This is a genomic window from Pseudomonas sp. MN1F (genome assembly GCF_009391885.1).
Lineage (GTDB): Bacteria > Pseudomonadota > Gammaproteobacteria > Pseudomonadales > Pseudomonadaceae > Aquipseudomonas.
The window spans coordinates 44,846-62,433 of sequence record NZ_VZII01000062.1 but is presented as its reverse complement, the minus strand read 5'-3'; the positions used below and the strand labels follow the sequence as shown (position 1 = coordinate 62,433).

The 17,588-nt window shown below is 64.8% G+C and carries 14 protein-coding genes; 7 read left to right on the top strand and 7 right to left on the bottom strand.

The window, feature by feature from the left end; translation table 11 throughout:
- The first annotated feature begins 77 nt into the window (after positions 1 to 77).
- The gene (locus F6X59_RS26660) at positions 78 to 989 is read left to right on the top strand and encodes a LysR substrate-binding domain-containing protein (RefSeq protein ID WP_152959067.1); all 912 of its coding nucleotides are present in this window, start codon (positions 78 to 80) and stop codon (positions 987 to 989) included.
- Here the strand turns inward: F6X59_RS26660 and F6X59_RS26655 are convergent.
- The gene (locus F6X59_RS26655) at positions 950 to 2,146 is read right to left on the bottom strand and encodes a YbfB/YjiJ family MFS transporter (RefSeq protein WP_152959066.1); all 1,197 of its coding nucleotides are present in this window, start codon (positions 2,144 to 2,146) and stop codon (positions 950 to 952) included. The two genes, F6X59_RS26660 and F6X59_RS26655, sit on opposite strands and share 40 nt — an antisense overlap.
- Before the next feature lie 128 nt (positions 2,147 to 2,274).
- Here F6X59_RS26655 and F6X59_RS26650 point away from each other — a divergent pair, with 128 nt between their 5' ends.
- The 3 genes from F6X59_RS26650 to F6X59_RS26640 all read left to right on the top strand — a co-directional run bounded on the left by F6X59_RS26650 (position 2,275) and on the right by F6X59_RS26640 (position 6,076).
- On the top strand, positions 2,275 to 3,132 hold the full coding sequence (locus F6X59_RS26650; RefSeq protein WP_152959065.1) for a LysR family transcriptional regulator: 858 nt from the start codon (positions 2,275 to 2,277) through the stop codon (positions 3,130 to 3,132).
- An 81-nt stretch (positions 3,133 to 3,213) separates the two neighbouring features.
- Positions 3,214 to 4,476 carry an OprD family porin gene (locus tag F6X59_RS26645; RefSeq protein ID WP_152959064.1) on the top strand — a complete coding sequence of 421 codons (1,263 nt, stop codon included), beginning with the start codon at positions 3,214 to 3,216 and terminating at the stop codon, positions 4,474 to 4,476.
- Between the two features lies 1 nt (position 4,477).
- Entirely contained in the window at positions 4,478 to 6,076 is a 1,599-nt protein-coding gene (locus F6X59_RS26640; RefSeq protein ID WP_152959063.1) for an MFS transporter, read from the top strand.
- A gap of 59 nt (positions 6,077 to 6,135) precedes the next feature.
- Here F6X59_RS26640 and F6X59_RS26635 read toward each other — a convergent pair whose 3' ends face one another.
- The 4 genes from F6X59_RS26635 to ycaC all read right to left on the bottom strand — a co-directional run bounded on the left by F6X59_RS26635 (position 6,136) and on the right by ycaC (position 10,454).
- A complete protein-coding gene (locus F6X59_RS26635) occupies positions 6,136 to 7,977 on the bottom strand; it encodes an amidohydrolase (protein ID WP_178120133.1) in 1,842 nt (613 codons plus the stop codon).
- A 309-nt stretch (positions 7,978 to 8,286) separates the two neighbouring features.
- Positions 8,287 to 9,105 (bottom strand): alpha/beta fold hydrolase, encoded by an 819-nt coding sequence (locus F6X59_RS26630; RefSeq protein WP_152959061.1) that lies wholly within the window; start codon positions 9,103 to 9,105, stop codon positions 8,287 to 8,289.
- A gap of 38 nt (positions 9,106 to 9,143) precedes the next feature.
- Positions 9,144 to 9,710 carry an antibiotic biosynthesis monooxygenase gene (locus F6X59_RS26625; RefSeq protein WP_152959060.1) on the bottom strand — a complete coding sequence of 189 codons (567 nt, stop codon included), beginning with the start codon at positions 9,708 to 9,710 and terminating at the stop codon, positions 9,144 to 9,146.
- A 114-nt stretch (positions 9,711 to 9,824) separates the two neighbouring features.
- Positions 9,825 to 10,454: an isochorismate family cysteine hydrolase YcaC gene (gene ycaC / locus F6X59_RS26620; RefSeq protein WP_152959059.1), complete on the bottom strand. Its 630-nt coding sequence runs from the start codon at positions 10,452 to 10,454 to the stop codon at positions 9,825 to 9,827.
- Positions 10,455 to 10,677: 223 nt separating this feature from the next.
- Here ycaC and F6X59_RS26615 point away from each other — a divergent pair, with 223 nt between their 5' ends.
- A complete protein-coding gene (locus F6X59_RS26615) occupies positions 10,678 to 12,105 on the top strand; it encodes a mechanosensitive ion channel family protein (RefSeq protein ID WP_152959058.1) in 1,428 nt (475 codons plus the stop codon).
- A gap of 8 nt (positions 12,106 to 12,113) precedes the next feature.
- Here the strand turns inward: F6X59_RS26615 and F6X59_RS26610 are convergent, their stop codons facing one another.
- Entirely contained in the window at positions 12,114 to 13,400 is a 1,287-nt protein-coding gene (locus F6X59_RS26610) for an FAD-binding oxidoreductase (protein ID WP_152959057.1), read from the bottom strand.
- Positions 13,401 to 13,556: 156 nt separating this feature from the next.
- The gene (locus tag F6X59_RS26605; protein WP_152959056.1) at positions 13,557 to 15,047 is read right to left on the bottom strand and encodes an aldehyde dehydrogenase family protein; all 1,491 of its coding nucleotides are present in this window, start codon (positions 15,045 to 15,047) and stop codon (positions 13,557 to 13,559) included.
- Positions 15,048 to 15,183: 136 nt separating this feature from the next.
- On the opposite strand from F6X59_RS26605, the gene F6X59_RS26600 reads away from it, so the two are divergent.
- Entirely contained in the window at positions 15,184 to 16,074 is an 891-nt protein-coding gene (locus F6X59_RS26600; protein WP_152959055.1) for a LysR family transcriptional regulator, read from the top strand.
- Between the two features lie 128 nt (positions 16,075 to 16,202).
- Positions 16,203 to 17,588, top strand: a complete 1,386-nt coding sequence (locus F6X59_RS26595) for a VOC family protein (protein ID WP_152959054.1) — start codon at positions 16,203 to 16,205, stop codon at positions 17,586 to 17,588.

Sequence of the window (17,588 nt, the reverse complement as noted above, 5' to 3'; positions counted from 1 at the left end):
GGCACAGATTAAAATCATCACCTTTACGGCGGTAGACTGCGAAAATTGCCTTTAGCGTTCCATCTGGAGAACGATCATTGGAAGACCTCAACTCCCTCTACTACTTCACCCAAGTCGTGGAGCACGGTGGCTTCGCCCCGGCCGGGCGGGCGCTGGACATGCCCAAGTCGAAGCTCAGCCGGCGCATCGCCGACCTTGAGGACCGCCTTGGCGTGCGCCTGCTGCACCGCACCAGCCGCCACTGCTCGCTGACCGAGATCGGCCAGGCCTACTACAACCGTTGCCTGGCCATGCGCGTGGAGGCCGAAGGCGCGGCAGAGATCATCGAGCGCAACCGCAGTGAACCACGCGGGCTGGTGCGCATCAGTTGCCCGACCACCCTGCTCAACTCCTGGGTCGGGCCGATGCTGACCCGCTACATGCTCAAGTACCCACAGGTTGAACTGTTCATCGAGAGCACCAACCGCCGCGTCGACCTGCTGCACGAGGGCTTCGACATTGCCCTGCGGGTGCGCTTCCCGCCGCTGGAGAACACCGACATGGTGATGAAGGTGCTGAGCAACAGCACCCAGTGCCTGGTCGGCCAGCCGCAGTATCTGGAACAGCTGCCGAAAGGCTTCGACCCGCAGCTGCTCAGTACCCTGCCGAGCGTGCACTGGGGCAGCGCCCAGCGGGAATACCAGTGGGAGCTGTTCCAGGGCGAGGACAGCAGCCGCAGCATCGTCATCCCGCATACACCGCGCATGGTGACCGATGACCTGTTCGCCCTGCGCCACTTCGTGGTGGCTGGGGTGGGCATTGCGCACTTGCCGCGGGTGGCGGTGCGCGAGGACCTGGCGGCAGGAAGATTGGTGGAACTGATCCCGGACTGGCACCCGCGTTGCGGCATCGTGCATGCGATCTTCCCGTCGCGCCGTGGGTTGCTGCCATCGGTACGGGCGTTGATCGATCACCTGGCCGAGGAGTTTGCGATCAGCGACATGGCCTGACGTTCCTTGAGCAGCAGGTCGACCAGCAGCGCCAGCACCACAGCGCCAGCTGCCACGCCGAACAGCGGACCGTAGCGGCCATCCGTGGCGGCGAACAGCGCCGAGTAGCCGTAACCGGCAATGGCCTGGAAGCTGGCGAACGAGACTGTCGCCCGGCTCCAGGTCGCGTTCTGCTGGGCGTGGCCTTCGACCAGTTGATGCACACGAGCCAGCGCCAGCGGTACGATGCCCGGCGGAAACGAGCCGATCAGCAACGCAGCAGCACCCAACACACGCAGGTCGTGACTCGCCAGCAAGGCACCGAGCGCGGCCAGTTGCGCCAGCAGCACCAGACGAATGCCGGCGCGTGCCCCCAGGTGGTCGGCCATAAACCCATACGACACCGGGCCGGCAATCGCGCCCAGTCCATACAAGGCCCAGATTACCGCACCGGCATGAGTGCCTGCGCCCAGGCCACGACTCACGTAGTCCACCAGGAACATCATCGGTGCCACCAGTGCGGTGGCCATCAGTGCGTATTGGCCGAACAGTACGATGATCGCAGGTGAAACGGCCGCCTGCTGGTTGACCGTTATCGCCTGCGGCTCATGCTCCACAGGCCAGCCAGCCCAACTGCCGACGGTCAGCAGCAGCGACATCGCAGCCAGCCCCAGCCAGGTTTGCTGCAGCCCTATACCCAGCAGCCACGGCACCAGGCTTGCGGCGCCGGCGATACCCAAGCCGATGCCGAGGAAGATCGCGCCGCTGGCCAGCCCGCGGCGCGAGGCCGCCACATGAGGCAGGATGGTGCTGGCCGCCAGCACCATGATCACCCCACCGGCCACACCCGACAGCAGTCGCCAGCCGAAGAACCAGCTCACTGACAGCGGCCAGGCACAAGCCAGAAACGCCAGGCTGACCAACACCATCATGCCGCGCAGCACCACTGCGCTCGACCAGCGCGACGCCAACGGCCTGCCGAACAACGCCCCGATCAGGTAACCCGCGAGGTTGGCCGCGCCGAGATAGACCACCGCCGAACTGGCAAACCAGTGCGCATCGATGAGCGCCGGGACCAGGGGTGTATAGGCAAACCGCGCCAGCCCAATACCGACCAGGCTGGCACACAGCCCGGCCCAGATCGGCAGCCAAGGCGCACGTTGAGTTGAGGCGTTCATGATCTTCCCTTGCGCCGGATCAGGCGCTTGTTGATGACGATGGGAAAAGCATAAAGTCGCCGAGCGATGAATAACGCAGCGAGTTTTCATCATTAGCCTGCATTTATGCATCAATGAGGAGAGCCCTGATGAACTGGGATGACACCCGCATATTCCTCGCCCTGTGTCGCGAGCAGACCCTGCGCGGCGCGGCCCGCAGCCTGGGGGTGGACCAGGCGACCGTCGGCCGCCGGCTCGCTTCGCTGGAAGGTGCACTGGATGCGACACTGTTCCTGCGCACTTCCAGCGGTTACTCGCTGACCAGCGCTGGCGAGGTGGCCATGCGTGCGGCCCTTGAAATGGAGGCCGCCGCCGCTGGCCTGCAGCGGCAGATCCTCGGCCTGGATGATCGCCTGAGCGGCGTGGTGCGCGTCACCACCACCGACTCCTTCGCCCTGGACTTCATCATCCCGGCGGTCGCCCGGCTGCGCCTGAAACATCCTGGGATCGAAGTACAGCTGCAGGCATCGACGCAGATGCTCAACCTCAGCCAGCGAGAGGCTGATATCGCCGTGCGCACGCACAAGCCAGACAACCCCGAGCTGGTGGTGCGCCGCCTGGCACGCTGGCACAGTGGGCTGTTCGCTTCCCGCGAGTATCTGCAACGGTGTGGCGAGCCGCTGCCCGGGAGTGCGTTTGCCGGACATGAGCTGGTGGTCTATCAACCGTATCTGGACACCGGCAAGGAAGTGACCCTGGCGGGCGAGCCCATCGCCCAAGGGCGGATCGCCATGACCTGCACCTCGGGGTTGCTGGTGCGACGGGCGCTGGCCAGTGGCATCGGGCTGGGCGAGCTGCCGGTCCCCCTGGGAGAAAGGGATGGGTTGCAGCAGGTCTGGGCGCAGCGCACGCCTTACGAAATCTGGCTGGTGACCCATCAGGACGTGCGCCACACGGCGCGGGTGCGCGTGGTGATCGACGCCATCGCGCAGGCCTTCAGCCTCTAGCGGGCCGACTCCAGCACACCCTTACAAGACCCCTGACCTATCCTTGCTTCACAGTCCCGGATCATCCCCCCCGGAGCCTCCATGATCCGCGCCAATCACGGACCAGGCCGCGCCCTGTTCGCCACCCTCGTCCTCTTCCCGGCACTCGGCCAGGCAGACGAACCCGGCTGGTCGCTGCTCAGCCGTAACTACTTCCTGCACAGCGACTTCCGCTCGCCCTCCGCCAGCGGTCAGAACTACCGTCAGGAATGGGCCCAGGGTTTCATCGGCGAAGTTCGCTCCGGCTTCACCGAGGGCACGCTCGGCGTCGGCCTCGACGCCCACGGTTTCCTCGGTCTCAAACTCGACGGCGGTCGCGGCCATGCCGGCACCGGCCTGCTGCCCCGCGACAGCGATGGCCGCGCCGAATCCGATTACTCCAGCGCTGGCGCCGCGCTCAAGCTGCGCCTGGGCAACACCCAGTTGCGCTACGGCGAAATGATGGTGGAGACCCCTGTGTTCGACACAGGCGACAAACGTCTGCACCCTGAATACGCCACCGGCTGGTTCCTGGAGAACACAGACCTGCCCGATTGGCGTTTGCAGGCAGGCCGTTTCACGGCCTTCAACAACCAGGACAATAGCTCCACCCACGACGACTTCAGCGGCTACGGCGCCACAACCCACAACCGCGTCATCAGCCTGGCCGGTGCCACCTTCGCGCCGCACGGCCCGTTCGGTGGTGCGCTGTACGCCGGGGAGCTGGAGGACACCTGGCGCCAGGCCTACCTCAACCTCAACCTGGCCCAAGGCAACTGGCGCCTGGACGGCAATCTCTACAAGACCCGCGACACCGGCAACGCCAGCGCCGGAGCGATCGACACCCTCGCCTACAGCCTGCTGGGCAAGTACAGCTTCGGCGCTCAGGCCCTGACCCTGGCCTACCAGAAGGTCGAGGGCGACACGCCGTTCGACTTCGTCGGTGGCGACTCCATCTACCTGGCCAACTCGATCAAGTACGCCGACTTCAACGGCCCCGGCGAACGCTCGTGGCAACTGCGCTACGACCTCAACTTCGCCACCCTCGGCGTCCCGGGCCTTAGCCTGATGGGCCGCTACGTCAGCGGCCGCGGCATCGACGGCAGCCACGCCCCGGCCAGCGGTGCCTATGTGGGCCAGCAAGGCCAGGGCGGCAAGCACTGGGAACGCGACGTCGACCTGAAATACGTGGTGCAGTCGGGCGCAGCCAAAGACCTCAGCCTGTCGCTCTCCCACGTCAGCCACCGCGCCAACCAGGCCCAGGCCGGCGATGACATCGACCGCCTCTACCTGATCATCGAATACCCACTCAAAGGCAGCTTCTGACATGAGCACTTCCCCTTCAGGCGCCTGGAGCCCGTTGCGCAACACCACTTTCCGCATGCTGTGGATCGCCACCATCGCTTCCAACATCGGCACCTGGATGCACGAAGTGGGCGCCGGCTGGCTGATGACCACGCTGTCGGCCAACCCTTTGCACGTGGCGCTGATCCAGGTGGCCGGCTCGCTGCCGATGTTCTTCCTCGCCCTGCCGGCCGGCGCGGCGGCGGATATCGTCGACAAGCGCCGCTACTTGCTGCTGGTGCAGTTGTGGATGTCATCGGTGGCCGTGGTACTGGCGAGCTTGACGCTGCTCGGGCTGATGAACGTCACCCTGCTGCTGGTACTGACATTGGCGCTGGGCATCGGCACGGCGTTGATGATGCCGGCCTGGAGCGCGCTGACGCCTGAGCTGGTGGGCAAGGAAGACCTGGCCAACGCGGTGGCCATTTCCAGTGTCGGCATCAACGTGTCCCGCGCCATCGGCCCGGCGCTGGCCGGCGTGGTGGTGAGCATGGTCGGCCCGTGGCTGACGTTCGCCCTGAATGCCGCGTCCTTCGCCGGGGTGATCCTGGTGCTGTTCCTGTGGAAGCGCGAAGTGAAGGCGCCGTTGCTGCCGGCCGAGCGCTTCGTCGGCGCCATGCGCACCGGCCTGCGCTTTGCGCGCAGCGCCAAACCCTTGCAGGCCGTACTGTTGCGGGCCTTGGCGTTCTTTTTTTGCGCCAGCGCCGGGACCTCGCTGCTGCCATTGATCGTGCGCGGCGAGATGCATGGCACTGCAGCCGACTTCGGCCTGCTGCTGGCGGCCATCGGTATCGGTGCGGTGGCCGGCGCCACGCTGCTGCCTCGCCTGCGCGAGCGCATCAGCCGCGACCGCCTGGTGATGCTTGCCAGCCTGTTGTATGCCCTGTTCCTGCTGGCCCTGGCACTGGTACGCAGCTTCTACGTATTGCTGCCGGCAATGCTGCTCAGCGGCGCGGCGTGGATCGCGGTGCTGTCCAACCTGCAGGTGGCGGCGCAGACCTCGGTACCGGCCTGGGTACGGGCGCGGGCGTTGTCGGTGTATATCCTGTTCTTCTTTGGCGCCATGGCCAGCGGCGGCTTGCTGTGGGGTACGCTGGCCAGCCATGGGTCGATCACCCTCAGCCTGTTACTGGCTGCGGGCGGCCTGGCGCTGGGTACATTGCTGACCTGCAAGGTCACCTTGCCGGAGACCGAGGCCGAGGAGCTGACGCCGTCCCTGCACTGGCCGGTACCGGTGCTGAGCGATGACATGGACCAGGAAAGCGGGCCGGTAATGGTGACTGTGGAGTACCACATCGAGCCGGCCAAGGCCGAGGCGTTCCAGCAGGCGGCGCGGGAGCTGGAGGCGATGCGCAAGCGCAATGGCGCGCTTTCATGGGGGTTGATGCGTGACAGTGCAGATCCGGCGCTATGGCTGGAATTCTTCTTCGAGGAGTCGTGGCTGGAGCATTTGCGCCATCACCATCGGGTGACCCGGGGGGAACTGAAGATCGAGGCGCGGGTGCGAATGCTGCAGACCGATGGGGTCGAGGTGAAGATTCGGCATCTGTTGGCGGGTGGGGAGCACAAGGCTCACCCTTGATGCCAGCACTGAACAAAAAAGGGGGCCAGTAACTGGCCCCCTTTTCATATCCGCTCAGCTTAGAACGCGAAGCATGAGCAACCCAGCGCCCCCCAGAAGCCCTGGAAGTCATTCACCGGCACACTCGATTTACGCGCCTTGTCATGGCTGTGCGCATGCACCCCGCACGGCCCCGAGCACTGATGCACGGCTGCCGCCAGCGACGGCGTGCCCACGCGCCAGTGCCCCGGCACCTTGACCACTGGCGACCACTCCGGCAACACCGGCACCTGCGGCGGGCCGAGCTTGTCGAACTCGCCGGCACCGTACACGACCTTGCCATCGACAATGGTCAGCACCGACTCGATGCCCTTGATCGCTTCTTCATCGACACTGAAGAAGTCCAGCGACAGTGCCGCCAGGTCGGCCAGCTGGCCGACCTTGATCTGGCCCTTCTTGCCTTGCTCGCTGGAGAACCAGGCACTGCCCTGGGTGAACAGTTGCAGCGCGGTGTCGCGGCTGAGGCCTTCCGGGTACAGCTCCATGCCGCCGACGGTCTTGCCGCTGACCAGCCAGTACAGCGAGGTCCATGGGTTGTAGCTGGACACGCGGGTGGCGTCGGTACCGGCACCCACCGGCACGCCCATGTCGAGCATGCGCTTGATCGGCGGGGTCTGCTCAGCGGCCTTGGCGCCGTAACGGTCGACGAAGTACTCACCCTGGAAGGCCATGCGGTCCTGGATGGCGATGCCGCCGCCCAGTGCACGCACGCGTTCGATGTTCTGCGGGGTGATGGTTTCGGCGTGGTCGAAGAACCACGGCAGGCCATTGAACGGGATGTCGCGGTTGACCTTCTCGAACACGTCGAGCATGCGCGTGATCGACTCGTTGTAGGTGGCGTGCAAGCGGAATGGCCAACGTTGCTCAACCAGGTGGCGCACCACCGGCTCCAGCTCTTCTTCCATGGTCTGCGGCAGGTCCGGGCGCGGTTCGAGGAAGTCCTCGAAGTCGGCGGCGGAAAACACCAGCATCTCGCCAGCGCCGTTGTGGCGCAGGAAGTCGGTGCCGCTGTGCAGCTTGACGCTCGAAGTCCACTTGCGGAAGTCGTCGAGCTCTTCCTTGGGCTTCTGGGTGAACAGGTTGTAGGCGATGCGTACGGTCAGCTGGTTGTTGTCGGCCAGCTCCTGGATCACCGAGTAGTCATCAGGGAAGTTCTGGTAGCCGCCGCCGGCATCGATGGCACTGGTCAGGCCCAGACGGTTCAGCTCACGCATGAACTGGCGGGTGGAGTTGACCTGATATTCCAGTGGCAGCTTCGGCCCTTTGGCCAGGGTGGCGTAGAGGATCATCGCGTTGGGGCGGGCAATCAGCATGCCGGTCGGGTTGCCGAATTTGTCGCGCTGGATCTCGCCACCCGGCGGGTTCGGCGTGGTCTTGTCGTAGCCAACCGCCTTGAGTGCGGCGCGGTTGAGCAGCGCACGGTCATACAGGTGCAGCAGGAACACCGGGGTGTCGGGCGCGGCCTGGTTGATTTCTTCCAGGGTCGGCATGCGCTTTTCGGCGAACTGGAATTCGTTCCAGCCACCAACCACACGCACCCACTGCGGCGTCGGCGTGCGCGCAGCCTGGTCCTTGAGCATGCGCAGGGCATCGGCCACCGACGGCACGCCTTCCCAGCGCAGTTCCAGGTTGTAGTTCAGGCCACCACGGATCAGGTGCAGGTGCGAGTCGTTCAGGCCGGGTATCACCGTGCGCTGCTTGAGGTCGATGATCTGCGTGGCGCTGCCCTTGTGGGCCATGGCCTCGGCGTCGTTGCCCACGGCGATGAAGCGGCCGTCCTTGATGGCGACGGCAGTGGCGGTGGGCTTTTCGCGGTCAACGGTGTGCAGTTTGCCGTTGAACAGAATCAGGTCGGCGGTCATGGAACCTCCTTGGGTGGATGCGTGGGCGGAACCGGCTTGGCCGGTAAAGGGCAATGCGGACCAGAGGGCGCCGGCGGCACCTAGCACGGTGCTGGTGGCGAGGAACTGGCGACGAGTCTTGTCGTTGCGGTCCTGGGGCATGGGCTTCTCCATCTGGGTGCAGCGGCAAGCACAACTGCGGAGCATGCCAGCTGATACAGGGTCAGGGCTTGGATGGATGTGCGGTGGGTTGTTGAAGGTTAGCCCTGTTCACGTATTGTGCTGCCTGGGCTGGTCACTTCGCGGGCGAACCCGCGAAGGCCTCCACCGTCACTTCTGGAGAAACGCCAGCAGGTCCTCGTTCAACTGCTGCGCATGCGTAACGGCAAACCCGTGCGGCGCGCCGGCATACACTTTCAGCTCGGCCCCGCGAATCAGCTCCGCCGCCCGCTTGCCGGTGGCCTCGAACGGCACGATCTGGTCATCATCGCCATGGATCACCAGGGTCGGCACATCGATCCTGGCCATGTCCGGACGGAAGTCGGTCTCCGAGAACGCCGTCACGCAATCCAGCGTGCCCTTGATCGAGGCCATCAGCGCGATGTTCAAGGTCTGCGTCTGCACGCCCTGGGATACCTGCTGGCCATGGTTCAGGCCATAGAACGGTGTGGCGAAATCGGCGATGAACTGCGCACGATCGGCACGCAGGCCAGCAACGATACCGTCGAACACCGACAGGTCGACTCCTTCCGGGTTGTCCTCACGCTTGCCGAACACCGGCGTCACCGCGCCCAACAGCACCAGCCCGGCCACCCGCGCGCTGCCGTGGCGGGCGATGTAGCGGCTGACATCACCGCCACCCATCGAAAAGCCCACCAGGGTCACGTCGCGCAGGTCGAGGTGTTCGATCAGCTGGGCGATGTCGTCGGCGAAGGTGTCGTAGTCGTAGCCGGTCCACGGCTGGCTCGAACGGCCGAAGCCACGGCGGTCGAAAGCGATGGCACGGTAGCCGCGGCTGGCCAGGAACTCCATCTGCGAGTCCCACATGTCGGCGTCTAGTGGCCAGCCGTGGCTGAACAGCACCGGTTTGCCGCTGCCCCAGTCCTTGTAGTAGATCGAAGTGCCGTCGCGGGTAACGAGAGTGGTCATGTCGGTATCTCCTTGAAGTGTCGGGTTGAAGGCGTGGCTCAGCCGCGCAGCCAGTTGGCGCAGCGGCGGGTTACCCAAGGCATGATGTAGAACACCACGGGCAGGATGACGAACAGGTTGGCGATGAGGTTGCCGCTGATCGGGCCGCCCAACTGCGGGAAGCGTGCAAACAGCGGCGCCAGCAATTGCGGGATGACCATGGTCATCGGGCAGATCACCAGGTAAGTCAGCAGCGCCTGCTTCCAGCGCGGTGGTTGCGCGGCGTTGACGCTCGGCGGGGTGAACCAGAACTCCGGGTCGTCGTGCACCTGGGTATGGTCACCGCCTTCGAGCAAGGGCAGTACTTCGTTGACCAGCGCCTGGCGTTCGGCCGAGTTGACCCAGGCCTGCAGCAGGCTGGCGTCGGCGAAGCGCACCACGGTGGTGAAGTGCAGCCCGCCTTCATCGGGGCGGATGACGTTGACGTCCAGGTGCCCCGGCTGGCGACGTGCGGCGCTGACCGTACGCTTGAGCCACGCTTCGTAAGCCGCCAGCGACTCGGCGCGGGCCTTGTGCTGGATGACCAGGGTCACCACGTTGCGGTTGTCTTGGAGTGCGGTGTTCATCGGCGTTCCTTGGGATGAGCTTGCCCGCATCCACTGTGCAACGGCAGACGGGCGGAGGATTGGATGGGTGTGCTGCCCTTGCCGGGCACCGCCTGGCGGTGCCCGGCGCCCGGCTTACTGGTTGGCGTTGAAGGCGTTGTAGCTGGTCATCAGGTTGCGGTAGTCCGGGATGTGGTTGGAGCACAGCGCGGCCAGGCCTTCGATGTCGTTGCGCCAGTCGCGGTGCAGCTCACAGGCCACGCCGAACCAGGTCATCAGTTGCGCGCCGGCCTGGCTCATGCGGTCGTGGGCGGCGTCGCGGGTCATGGCGTTGAAGGTGCCGGAGGCATCGGTCACCACGAACACGTCGAACTCTTCTTCCAGGGCCGACAGCGCTGGGAAGGCCACGCACACTTCAGTCACTACGCCAGCGATGATCAGTTGCTTCTTGCCGGTGGCCTTCACCGCTTTCACGAAGTCTTCGTTGTCCCAGGCGTTGATCTGGCCTGGGCGGGCGATGTACGGGGCGTCCGGGAACAGCGCTTTCAGTTCCGGCACCAGCGGGCCATTGGGGCCTTGCTCGAAGCTGGTGGTGAGGATGGTCGGCAGGTTGAAGAACTTGGCCAGGTCCGCCAGGGCCAGCACGTTGTTCTTGAACGCGTCCGGCTCGATGTCGCGGACCAGGGACAGCAGGCCCGCCTGGTGGTCGACCAGCAGGACTGCGGCGTCGTCTTTGTTCAGGCGGTTGTATTTGAAGTTGGTCATGGTCGTAGCTCCTAAGGGTTTTGATTTGTTCAGTAAGTTGGGTGTTTCGCGTTGATGGGAGAAGATTAAAACCAACACCTTTGGAGCGGTAGATAGCGGTTTTTGGCTTTAGCGTTCCATTTAAGGAACGATCGGTTGGCAGCGGATTTACTGGCCTCATTGCTTGCCCGACCAAGCTGCTCTATTACTACGCACAGCCCTCCCTTCATCCCCCGAGACTTCCATGCTGGCGTTCATCCAGTCGTCCCCGTTGTTGCTCGGCACCATCCTCATCCTGCTCGACCTCGTGCTCTGGCAGTTGATCCCTATCCAGCGCCGGGCCTGGCGGATCGGCGCGCGGCTGGTGACCTTCCTGCTGTTCAGCGCGGTGCTGGTGGCTGCCGGGATGAGCCCGCTGCAACCGCCGCCGTGGCCCGACGATGTAGCGCGCAACCTGATCGCCACGGTATTGGCCATCGGCTGGTGGCTGTTTGGCGCGCGCACGGTGACGGTGGTGTTCGGCCTGCTGCTGGTGGCCCGTGGCAGCCATGGTGGGCGCTTGCTGCAGGATGTGCTGGGGGCACTGATCTTCCTCGCGGCCGTGGTCGCGGCTGCGGGCTATGTGCTGCAACTGCCGGTGAAGGGCCTGCTGGCCACTTCCGGGGTGATGGCCATCGTCATCGGCCTGGCGCTGCAAAGCACCCTGGCCGACGTGTTCAGCGGCATCGTGCTGAACACCACGCGGCCCTATCAGATTGGCGATTCGATCTCCATCGACGGCACCGAGGGCAAGGTGCTGGATATCGACTGGCGCGCCACGCGCCTGCTCACCGGCAGTGGCAGTTTGGCGGTGATCCCCAACTCGGTGGCGGCCAAGGCGCGGCTGCTCAACCACAGCCGCCCGGCCGATGTGAACGGGGTGTCGATCTGTGTGGTGGTGCCGGCCAAGGTACGCCCGAGGCGGGTTTTCGATGCGCTGGAAAAAGCCCTGCAGGGCACCAGCGCGATCCTCGCCTCACCCAAGCCCAAGGTCACGGTAAAGGCCTCGACACTGGAGTCGGTGGAGTACGAAGCCAGCGGCTTCATCATGGACATGGCCGGCAAGACCGATGCTCGCAACCAGCTGTTCGACCTGGCGCATCGCCATCTGGAAGCCAACGGGGTGATGTGGAACGTCGACCTGGCCATGCCACCACGCAGCCGCCAGCGCGAAGTGCTGGACGAGGTGCGGGTGTTCCGCTCGCTGAGTGGCGAAGAGCGGGATGCCTTGAGCCAACGCATGACTGCCGTGGAGTACCTGGCCGATCAGGTGATCCTGGGCGTTGGCGAACAGTCCGATCATTTGCTGGTGATTGGCAGCGGCGTGGTTTCAGCGTCGGTGCGCGATGGCGACAAGCTGCTGGAGGCCGGGCGCATGGGGCCGGGTGAGGTGTTGGGGATCGAGGGGATCATCGACGAAGACGACTCGATGGCCGAGTTCCGGACCTTGACCAGTTGCGTGCTGTACCGCATTGAAAAGGCACAGGTGAAAAGCTGCCTTGAGCAGCGTGGGGAGGTGCAGGCGGCGCTGAGCAAGTTGCAGCGGTTCCGGCGCCAGAATCGGGAATCGTTGTTGCTGCAGAAGCCGGTTTCGATCAAGAAAGGCGGCTTCCTCAGCTGGTTGCACAAGTAAGCCGGTGCTTACAGCACAACTCTCAGGCATTGCCCCGCGTGGTACAGCGAGAAGCCGGACTCATAGAACGCGGTCCGCAACGAAGGCGCACTCACGCCCTTCATCGGCGAGAACGGGATCGGCAGGCTGTCCGCCTCGCCCTTCAGCAGGAACTCGGCAAACGCCCGGCCAATCACGGTCCCGGTGGTATTGCCGCGGCCGTTATAGCCCGTCACCGCCACCAACCCCGGGGCCGGCTCGAACAACCGCATCAGGTGGTCCGGCGTGAAGTCGATGCAGCCGGTCCAGTGCATTTCCCACTCGACCTTGCCCAGCTCCGGGTAGTAATGGCTCTGGATCCGGTCGGCCCAGCTGCGCACGAACCAGGACGGCTTGTTGTCGACCCGGCCGAGGCTGCCCAGCAGCAGGCGGCCCTGGTCGTCACGGCGAATGCTGCTGAGTACGGTGCGGGTGTCCCACGAACCTTGGCCGTGCGGCAGCACCTTGTCAGCGGCCGCGCCGTGCAGCGGCTTCGACGCCACCTGATAGTAGTAGCCACGGAAGAACTGCTTCTGCAGGTTGCTCCAGTCGCCTTCGGTGTAGGCGCCAGTGGAAATCACCACTTTCTCGGCGCGTACCGAGCCACGTGCGGTCTTCACCCGCCAGGCATCGCCATCGCGCTCAAGGCCCTCGACCGAGGATTGCTGGAACAGCTTGCCGCCCAGGCGGGCCACGGCGGCGGCCAGGCCTTGGGTGTAGCCCATCGGGTTGATGGTGCCAGCGCGGCGGTCGAGCAGCGCGGCGGAAATCTTGTCGGTACCGCAGTATTCCTGGCACTGGGCGCCGGTCAGCAGCTCGACGTCGGCACCACGGCGGCGCCATTGTTCGTGGCGGGCTTCGAGGTCGGCGATGCCGGTGGCGTTGTGCGCCATGTGCAGCGTGCCTTTGTGCTGGGCCTGGCAGTCGATGCCGAGGCGCTCGATCATGGCGAACACTTCAGCCGGGGCTTCACCCAACACCTTGTTCAGGCGGCTGCCCTGCTTCTGGCCAAGGGTTGCCTCAACGTCATCGGGGCGGATCCAGGTGCCGGCGTTGACCAGGCCGACGTTGCGCCCGGAGCCGCCGTGGCCGATTTTCCAAGCCTCCAGCAGGATCACCGACTTGCCCTGTTCGAGCAGGTGGATGGCCGCCGACAGGCCGGTGATGCCGCCGCCGATCACGCAGACATCGGCCTTGTGCTCACCGGCCAGGGCCTGGCTGGCGACGGTCGGTTGGCTGACGTGTTCCCACAAGCATTGTTGACGCAGTTCGGACATGGCCCGGCTCCAGCAGTGTTGTTCTTGTTGGGGCTGCCTTGCAGCCCATCGCTGGCAAGCCAGCTCCCACAGGGAGCTCACAAGCCTGGGGCCTGAGTGTTCCCTGTGGGAGCCGGCTTGCCGGCGAAACGGGGGCAAAGCCCCCGCCTGCGATCATCAATCGAACACGATACCCTGCGCCAGCGGCAGCTCGCGCGAGTAGTTCACGGTGTTGGTCTGACGACGCATGTAGCCTTTCCAGGCATCGGAACCGGACTCACGACCACCGCCCGTCTCCTTCTCGCCACCGAACGCACCGCCAATCTCGGCGCCGCTGGTGCCGATGTTGACGTTGGCAATGCCGCAGTCGCTGCCGGTAGCACTCTGGAAGCGCTCGGCTTCGCGAATGTCGGTGGTGAAGATGCACGACGACAGGCCTTGTGGCACTTCGTTGTTCAGGCGCAGGGCCTCTTCGAAGTCGTCGTAGGCCAGCACGTAGAGGATCGGCGCGAAGGTCTCGTGGCGCACCACGTCGCTTTGCGCAGGCATCTCGGCAATGGCCGGGGTGACGTAGTAGGCGTTCGGATACTGCTCGGCCAGCTGACGCTCGCCCCCGAATACCTGACCACCCTCGTCACGGGCCTTGGCCAGTGCGCCCTGCATGGCGTCGAACGACTGCTTGTCGATCAGCGGGCCAACCAGGTTGTCCTTGCGTGGGTCACCGATGCGCACTTTGCCGTAGGCGGCTTTGACGCGGGCAACCACTTCGTCCTTGATCGAGCGGTGCACGATCAGGCGACGCAGGGTGGTGCAGCGCTGGCCGGCGGTGCCGACAGCGGAGAACAGGATGCCGCGCACGGCCAGGTCGAGGTCGGCGCTCGGGGCCAGGATCATGGCGTTGTTGCCACCCAGCTCCAGAATGCTGCGGCCGAAACGGGCCGCAACGCGTGGGCCGACTTCACGACCCATGCGGGTGCTGCCGGTGGCGCTGACCAGCGGTACGCGTGGGTCGTCGACCATGGCTTCGCCAGCTTCACGGCCGCCGATCACCAGCTGCGCCAGGCCAGCCGGGGCTTCACCGAAGGCTTTCAGGGCTTTCTCGAACAGCGCCTGGCAAGCCAGGGCGGTCAGCGGGGTCTTCTCGGAAGGCTTCCACACCACCGAGTTACCGGCCACCAGGGCCAGTGCGGTGTTCCAGGCCCATACCGCAACCGGGAAGTTGAAGGCGCTGATCACGCCGACCACGCCCAGCGGGTGCCAGGTTTCACGCATGTGGTGGCCCGGGCGCTCGGAGGCGATGGTCAGGCCGTACAGCTGGCGCGACAGGCCGACGGCGAAGTCGCAGATGTCGATCATTTCCTGCACTTCGCCCAGGCCTTCCTGGGTGATCTTGCCAGCTTCGATCGAGACCAGCTCGCCGAGGTCGGCCTTGTGCTCACGCAGCACTTCGCCAAACAGGCGCACCAGCTCGCCACGGCGCGGGGCCGGCACGCTGCGCCAGGCTTCGAAGGCGCTCTGGGCCTGATCGATGCGGGCGATGGTCTCGGCTTTGCCGAGCAATTTCACCGAGGCGATCTGGCTGCCGTCGATCGGCGTGTGAACAGGGTAGTCGCCCTGGGTGTAAGCCTCGGCAGCAACGCCAAGGCGCTCGAGCAATCCAGCAACCATTTGTGCTTCTCCTACATCGGGTGATGGGGTGGAAAAATGATGTGGATCAGTATTAATCCGATCACACCGGTGCAACAAACGACCTTTATTCCGCATATCATTCCGTCAGGTAATGATTTGAGCCGCAGAGACCGCTATGTCCAAACGCCTGGTGCCCTCCATGACCGCCCTGCAGTGCTTCGAAGCTGCAGCCCGTCACCTGAGCTTTACCCGTGCCGCCGAAGAACTGCACCTGACCCAGAGCGCGGTCAGCAAGCAGGTGGCGCAGCTCGAAGAGATGCTGCGCCACCACCTGTTCCTGCGTATCCGCCGGCGCCTGCAACTTACCCCCGCTGGCAGCCTGTACCTGGCCGAGGTCAACAAGATCCTCACCCAGGTCGACATGTCCAGCCGCTACGTGCTCACCTACGGCGAGCAGACCGAGATATTGAAGGTAGCCACTCAACCGAGTTTTGGCGTGCGCTGGCTGATCCCGCACCTCAAGGGCTTCGGCAAACGGCACACGAACATCCACCTCGACATCCGCAACGAAATGGAACCGTTCGCTTTGCTGCAGGGCTCGGCGGACGTGGTGTTCTTCTATGGCCAGGGCACCTGGCCGGGGGCCACTTGCGTGGAGCTGTTCGGCGAAGAGGTGGTGCCGGTGTGCGCGCCGGAGTTGCTGGCCGGGCGCAAGCTGGGGGATGCCGGTGAGTTGGCGGACATGGTGTTGCTGCAGAGCACGTCGCGCCCAGAGGCCTGGCATGAGTGGTTCCTGGAACTGGGGTTGCACAGTGTCAGTGCCTACCATGGACCGCGCTTCGATACGTTCTATATGGCATTGAGTGCGGCGCAGGCCGGCTGTGGGGTGGCGTTGGTGCCACGGTATCTGGTGGCTAAAGAGCTGACTGAGGGTAGCTTGGTGATTGCGTGGAATCATGCGATGCCCAGTGCCGGCAAACATTACCTGGCGTATGCCGAGCATGCGGCGGAGGTGCCCAAGGTGCGGGCGTTGGTGGAGTGGATTCGCGAGCAGCTAGCGACTTGAGGGCGTGCCCGCGAAAAGGCCCTTGAGGTCGATCAAAAATGGAATGACTGACTCACTTTTTTTCGCTTGTGAGCCAAGTGCATTCCCAGCTTTCATGTAAGCGTCCGAACCTAACCAGGAAGCTAGCGATGCCCGCCCACGATTTCGTCAGCCCCGACAGCATCCGCGCGCAGTTCTCTGCCGCCATGTCGCTCATGTACAAACAGGAAGTGCCGCTGTACGGCACGCTGCTGGAGCTGGTGAGCGAAATCAACCAGCAGGTCTTGGCCGATCAGCCCAAGGTGGCTGAGGCCCTGCGCTGGACCGGCGAGATCGAGCGCCTGGACCAGGAACGCCACGGCGCCATCCGCGTCGGCACCGCCGAAGAGCTGGCGACCATCGCCCGCCTGTTCGCGGTGATGGGCATGGCGCCGGTCGGCTACTACGACCTCAGCTCAGCCGGCGTGCCGGTGCACTCCACCGCGTTCCGCGCCGTGCATGAACAATCGCTGCACGTCAGCCCGTTCCGTGTGTTCACCTCGCTGCTGCGCCTGGAGCTGATCGACAACCTGCCACTGCGCGAACTGGCGCAGGGCATCCTGGCCAAGCGCCAGATCTTCACCGCGCGCGCACTCGAACTGATTGCCCAATCCGAGCGCGATGGCGGCCTGAACGCAGCCGATGCCGACGAGTTCGTCCGCGAAGCACTGCATACCTTCCGCTGGCACCAGGACGCCACGGTCACCGCCGAGCAGTATCAGCAGTTGCATGACCAGCACCGCCTGATCGCCGACGTGGTGGCCTTCAAAGGCCCGCACATCAACCACCTGACCCCACGCACCCTGGACATCGACGCGATCCAGCTCGGCATGCCGGCCAAGGGCATTCCGCCGAAGGCCGTGGTCGAAGGCCCGCCCACCCGCCGTCACCCGATCCTGCTGCGCCAGACCAGCTTCAAGGCACTGCAGGAGAAGGTTGCGTTCAGCGATCACCAGGGTAGCCATACCGCACGTTTCGGCGAGATCGAACAACGCGGTGCAGCACTGACGCCGAAAGGCCGACAGCTGTACGACAAGCTGCTCGACGCCACCCGCGCCGCCTTGGGTGGCGCGCCGGTCGAGGCCAATGCCGAACGCTACATGGCGCTGCTGCAGGAAAGCTTCGCTGAGTTTCCGGATGACCTGGCGCAGATGCGTGAGCAAGGGTTGGCGTATTTCCGTTACTTCGCCACCGAGCAGGGCCTGGCGGCGCGTGAGCAAGCGGATCGCCCGACCCGGCTGGAAGACCTGATCGCGGCTGGCCATGTGCACTTCGAGGCGCTGGTGTACGAGGACTTCCTGCCAGTGAGTGCGGCGGGGATCTTCCAGTCGAACCTGGGGGATGAAGGCCAGGCCGAGTACGGCAGCAATGCCAACCGTGAGGCGTTCGAAGCGGCGCTGGGGCTGCAGGTGCAGGATGAGCTGGCGCTGTACGCGCAGAGCGAGCGGCGCTCGTTGCAGGCCTGTGCCCAGGCGCTGAACCTCGGTTCGATGTAA

Bases quoted from the DNA above. Each gene is read 5' to 3' on its own strand.
- F6X59_RS26655 (WP_152959066.1), bottom strand. From the start codon at position 2,146: ATGAACGCCTCAACTCAACGTGCGCCTTGGCTGCCGATCTGGGCCGGG.
- F6X59_RS26650 (WP_152959065.1), top strand. From the start codon at position 2,275: ATGAACTGGGATGACACCCGCATATTCCTCGCCCTGTGTCGCGAGCAG.
- F6X59_RS26645 (WP_152959064.1), top strand. From the start codon at position 3,214: ATGATCCGCGCCAATCACGGACCAGGCCGCGCCCTGTTCGCCACCCTC.
- F6X59_RS26640 (WP_152959063.1), top strand. From the start codon at position 4,478: ATGAGCACTTCCCCTTCAGGCGCCTGGAGCCCGTTGCGCAACACCACT.
- F6X59_RS26635 (WP_178120133.1), bottom strand. From the start codon at position 7,977: ATGACCGCCGACCTGATTCTGTTCAACGGCAAACTGCACACCGTTGAC.
- F6X59_RS26630 (WP_152959061.1), bottom strand. From the start codon at position 9,105: ATGACCACTCTCGTTACCCGCGACGGCACTTCGATCTACTACAAGGAC.
- F6X59_RS26625 (WP_152959060.1), bottom strand. From the start codon at position 9,710: ATGAACACCGCACTCCAAGACAACCGCAACGTGGTGACCCTGGTCATC.
- ycaC (WP_152959059.1), bottom strand. From the start codon at position 10,454: ATGACCAACTTCAAATACAACCGCCTGAACAAAGACGACGCCGCAGTC.
- F6X59_RS26615 (WP_152959058.1), top strand. From the start codon at position 10,678: ATGCTGGCGTTCATCCAGTCGTCCCCGTTGTTGCTCGGCACCATCCTC.
- F6X59_RS26610 (WP_152959057.1), bottom strand. From the start codon at position 13,400: ATGTCCGAACTGCGTCAACAATGCTTGTGGGAACACGTCAGCCAACCG.
- F6X59_RS26605 (WP_152959056.1), bottom strand. From the start codon at position 15,047: ATGGTTGCTGGATTGCTCGAGCGCCTTGGCGTTGCTGCCGAGGCTTAC.
- F6X59_RS26600 (WP_152959055.1), top strand. From the start codon at position 15,184: ATGTCCAAACGCCTGGTGCCCTCCATGACCGCCCTGCAGTGCTTCGAA.
- F6X59_RS26595 (WP_152959054.1), top strand. From the start codon at position 16,203: ATGCCCGCCCACGATTTCGTCAGCCCCGACAGCATCCGCGCGCAGTTC.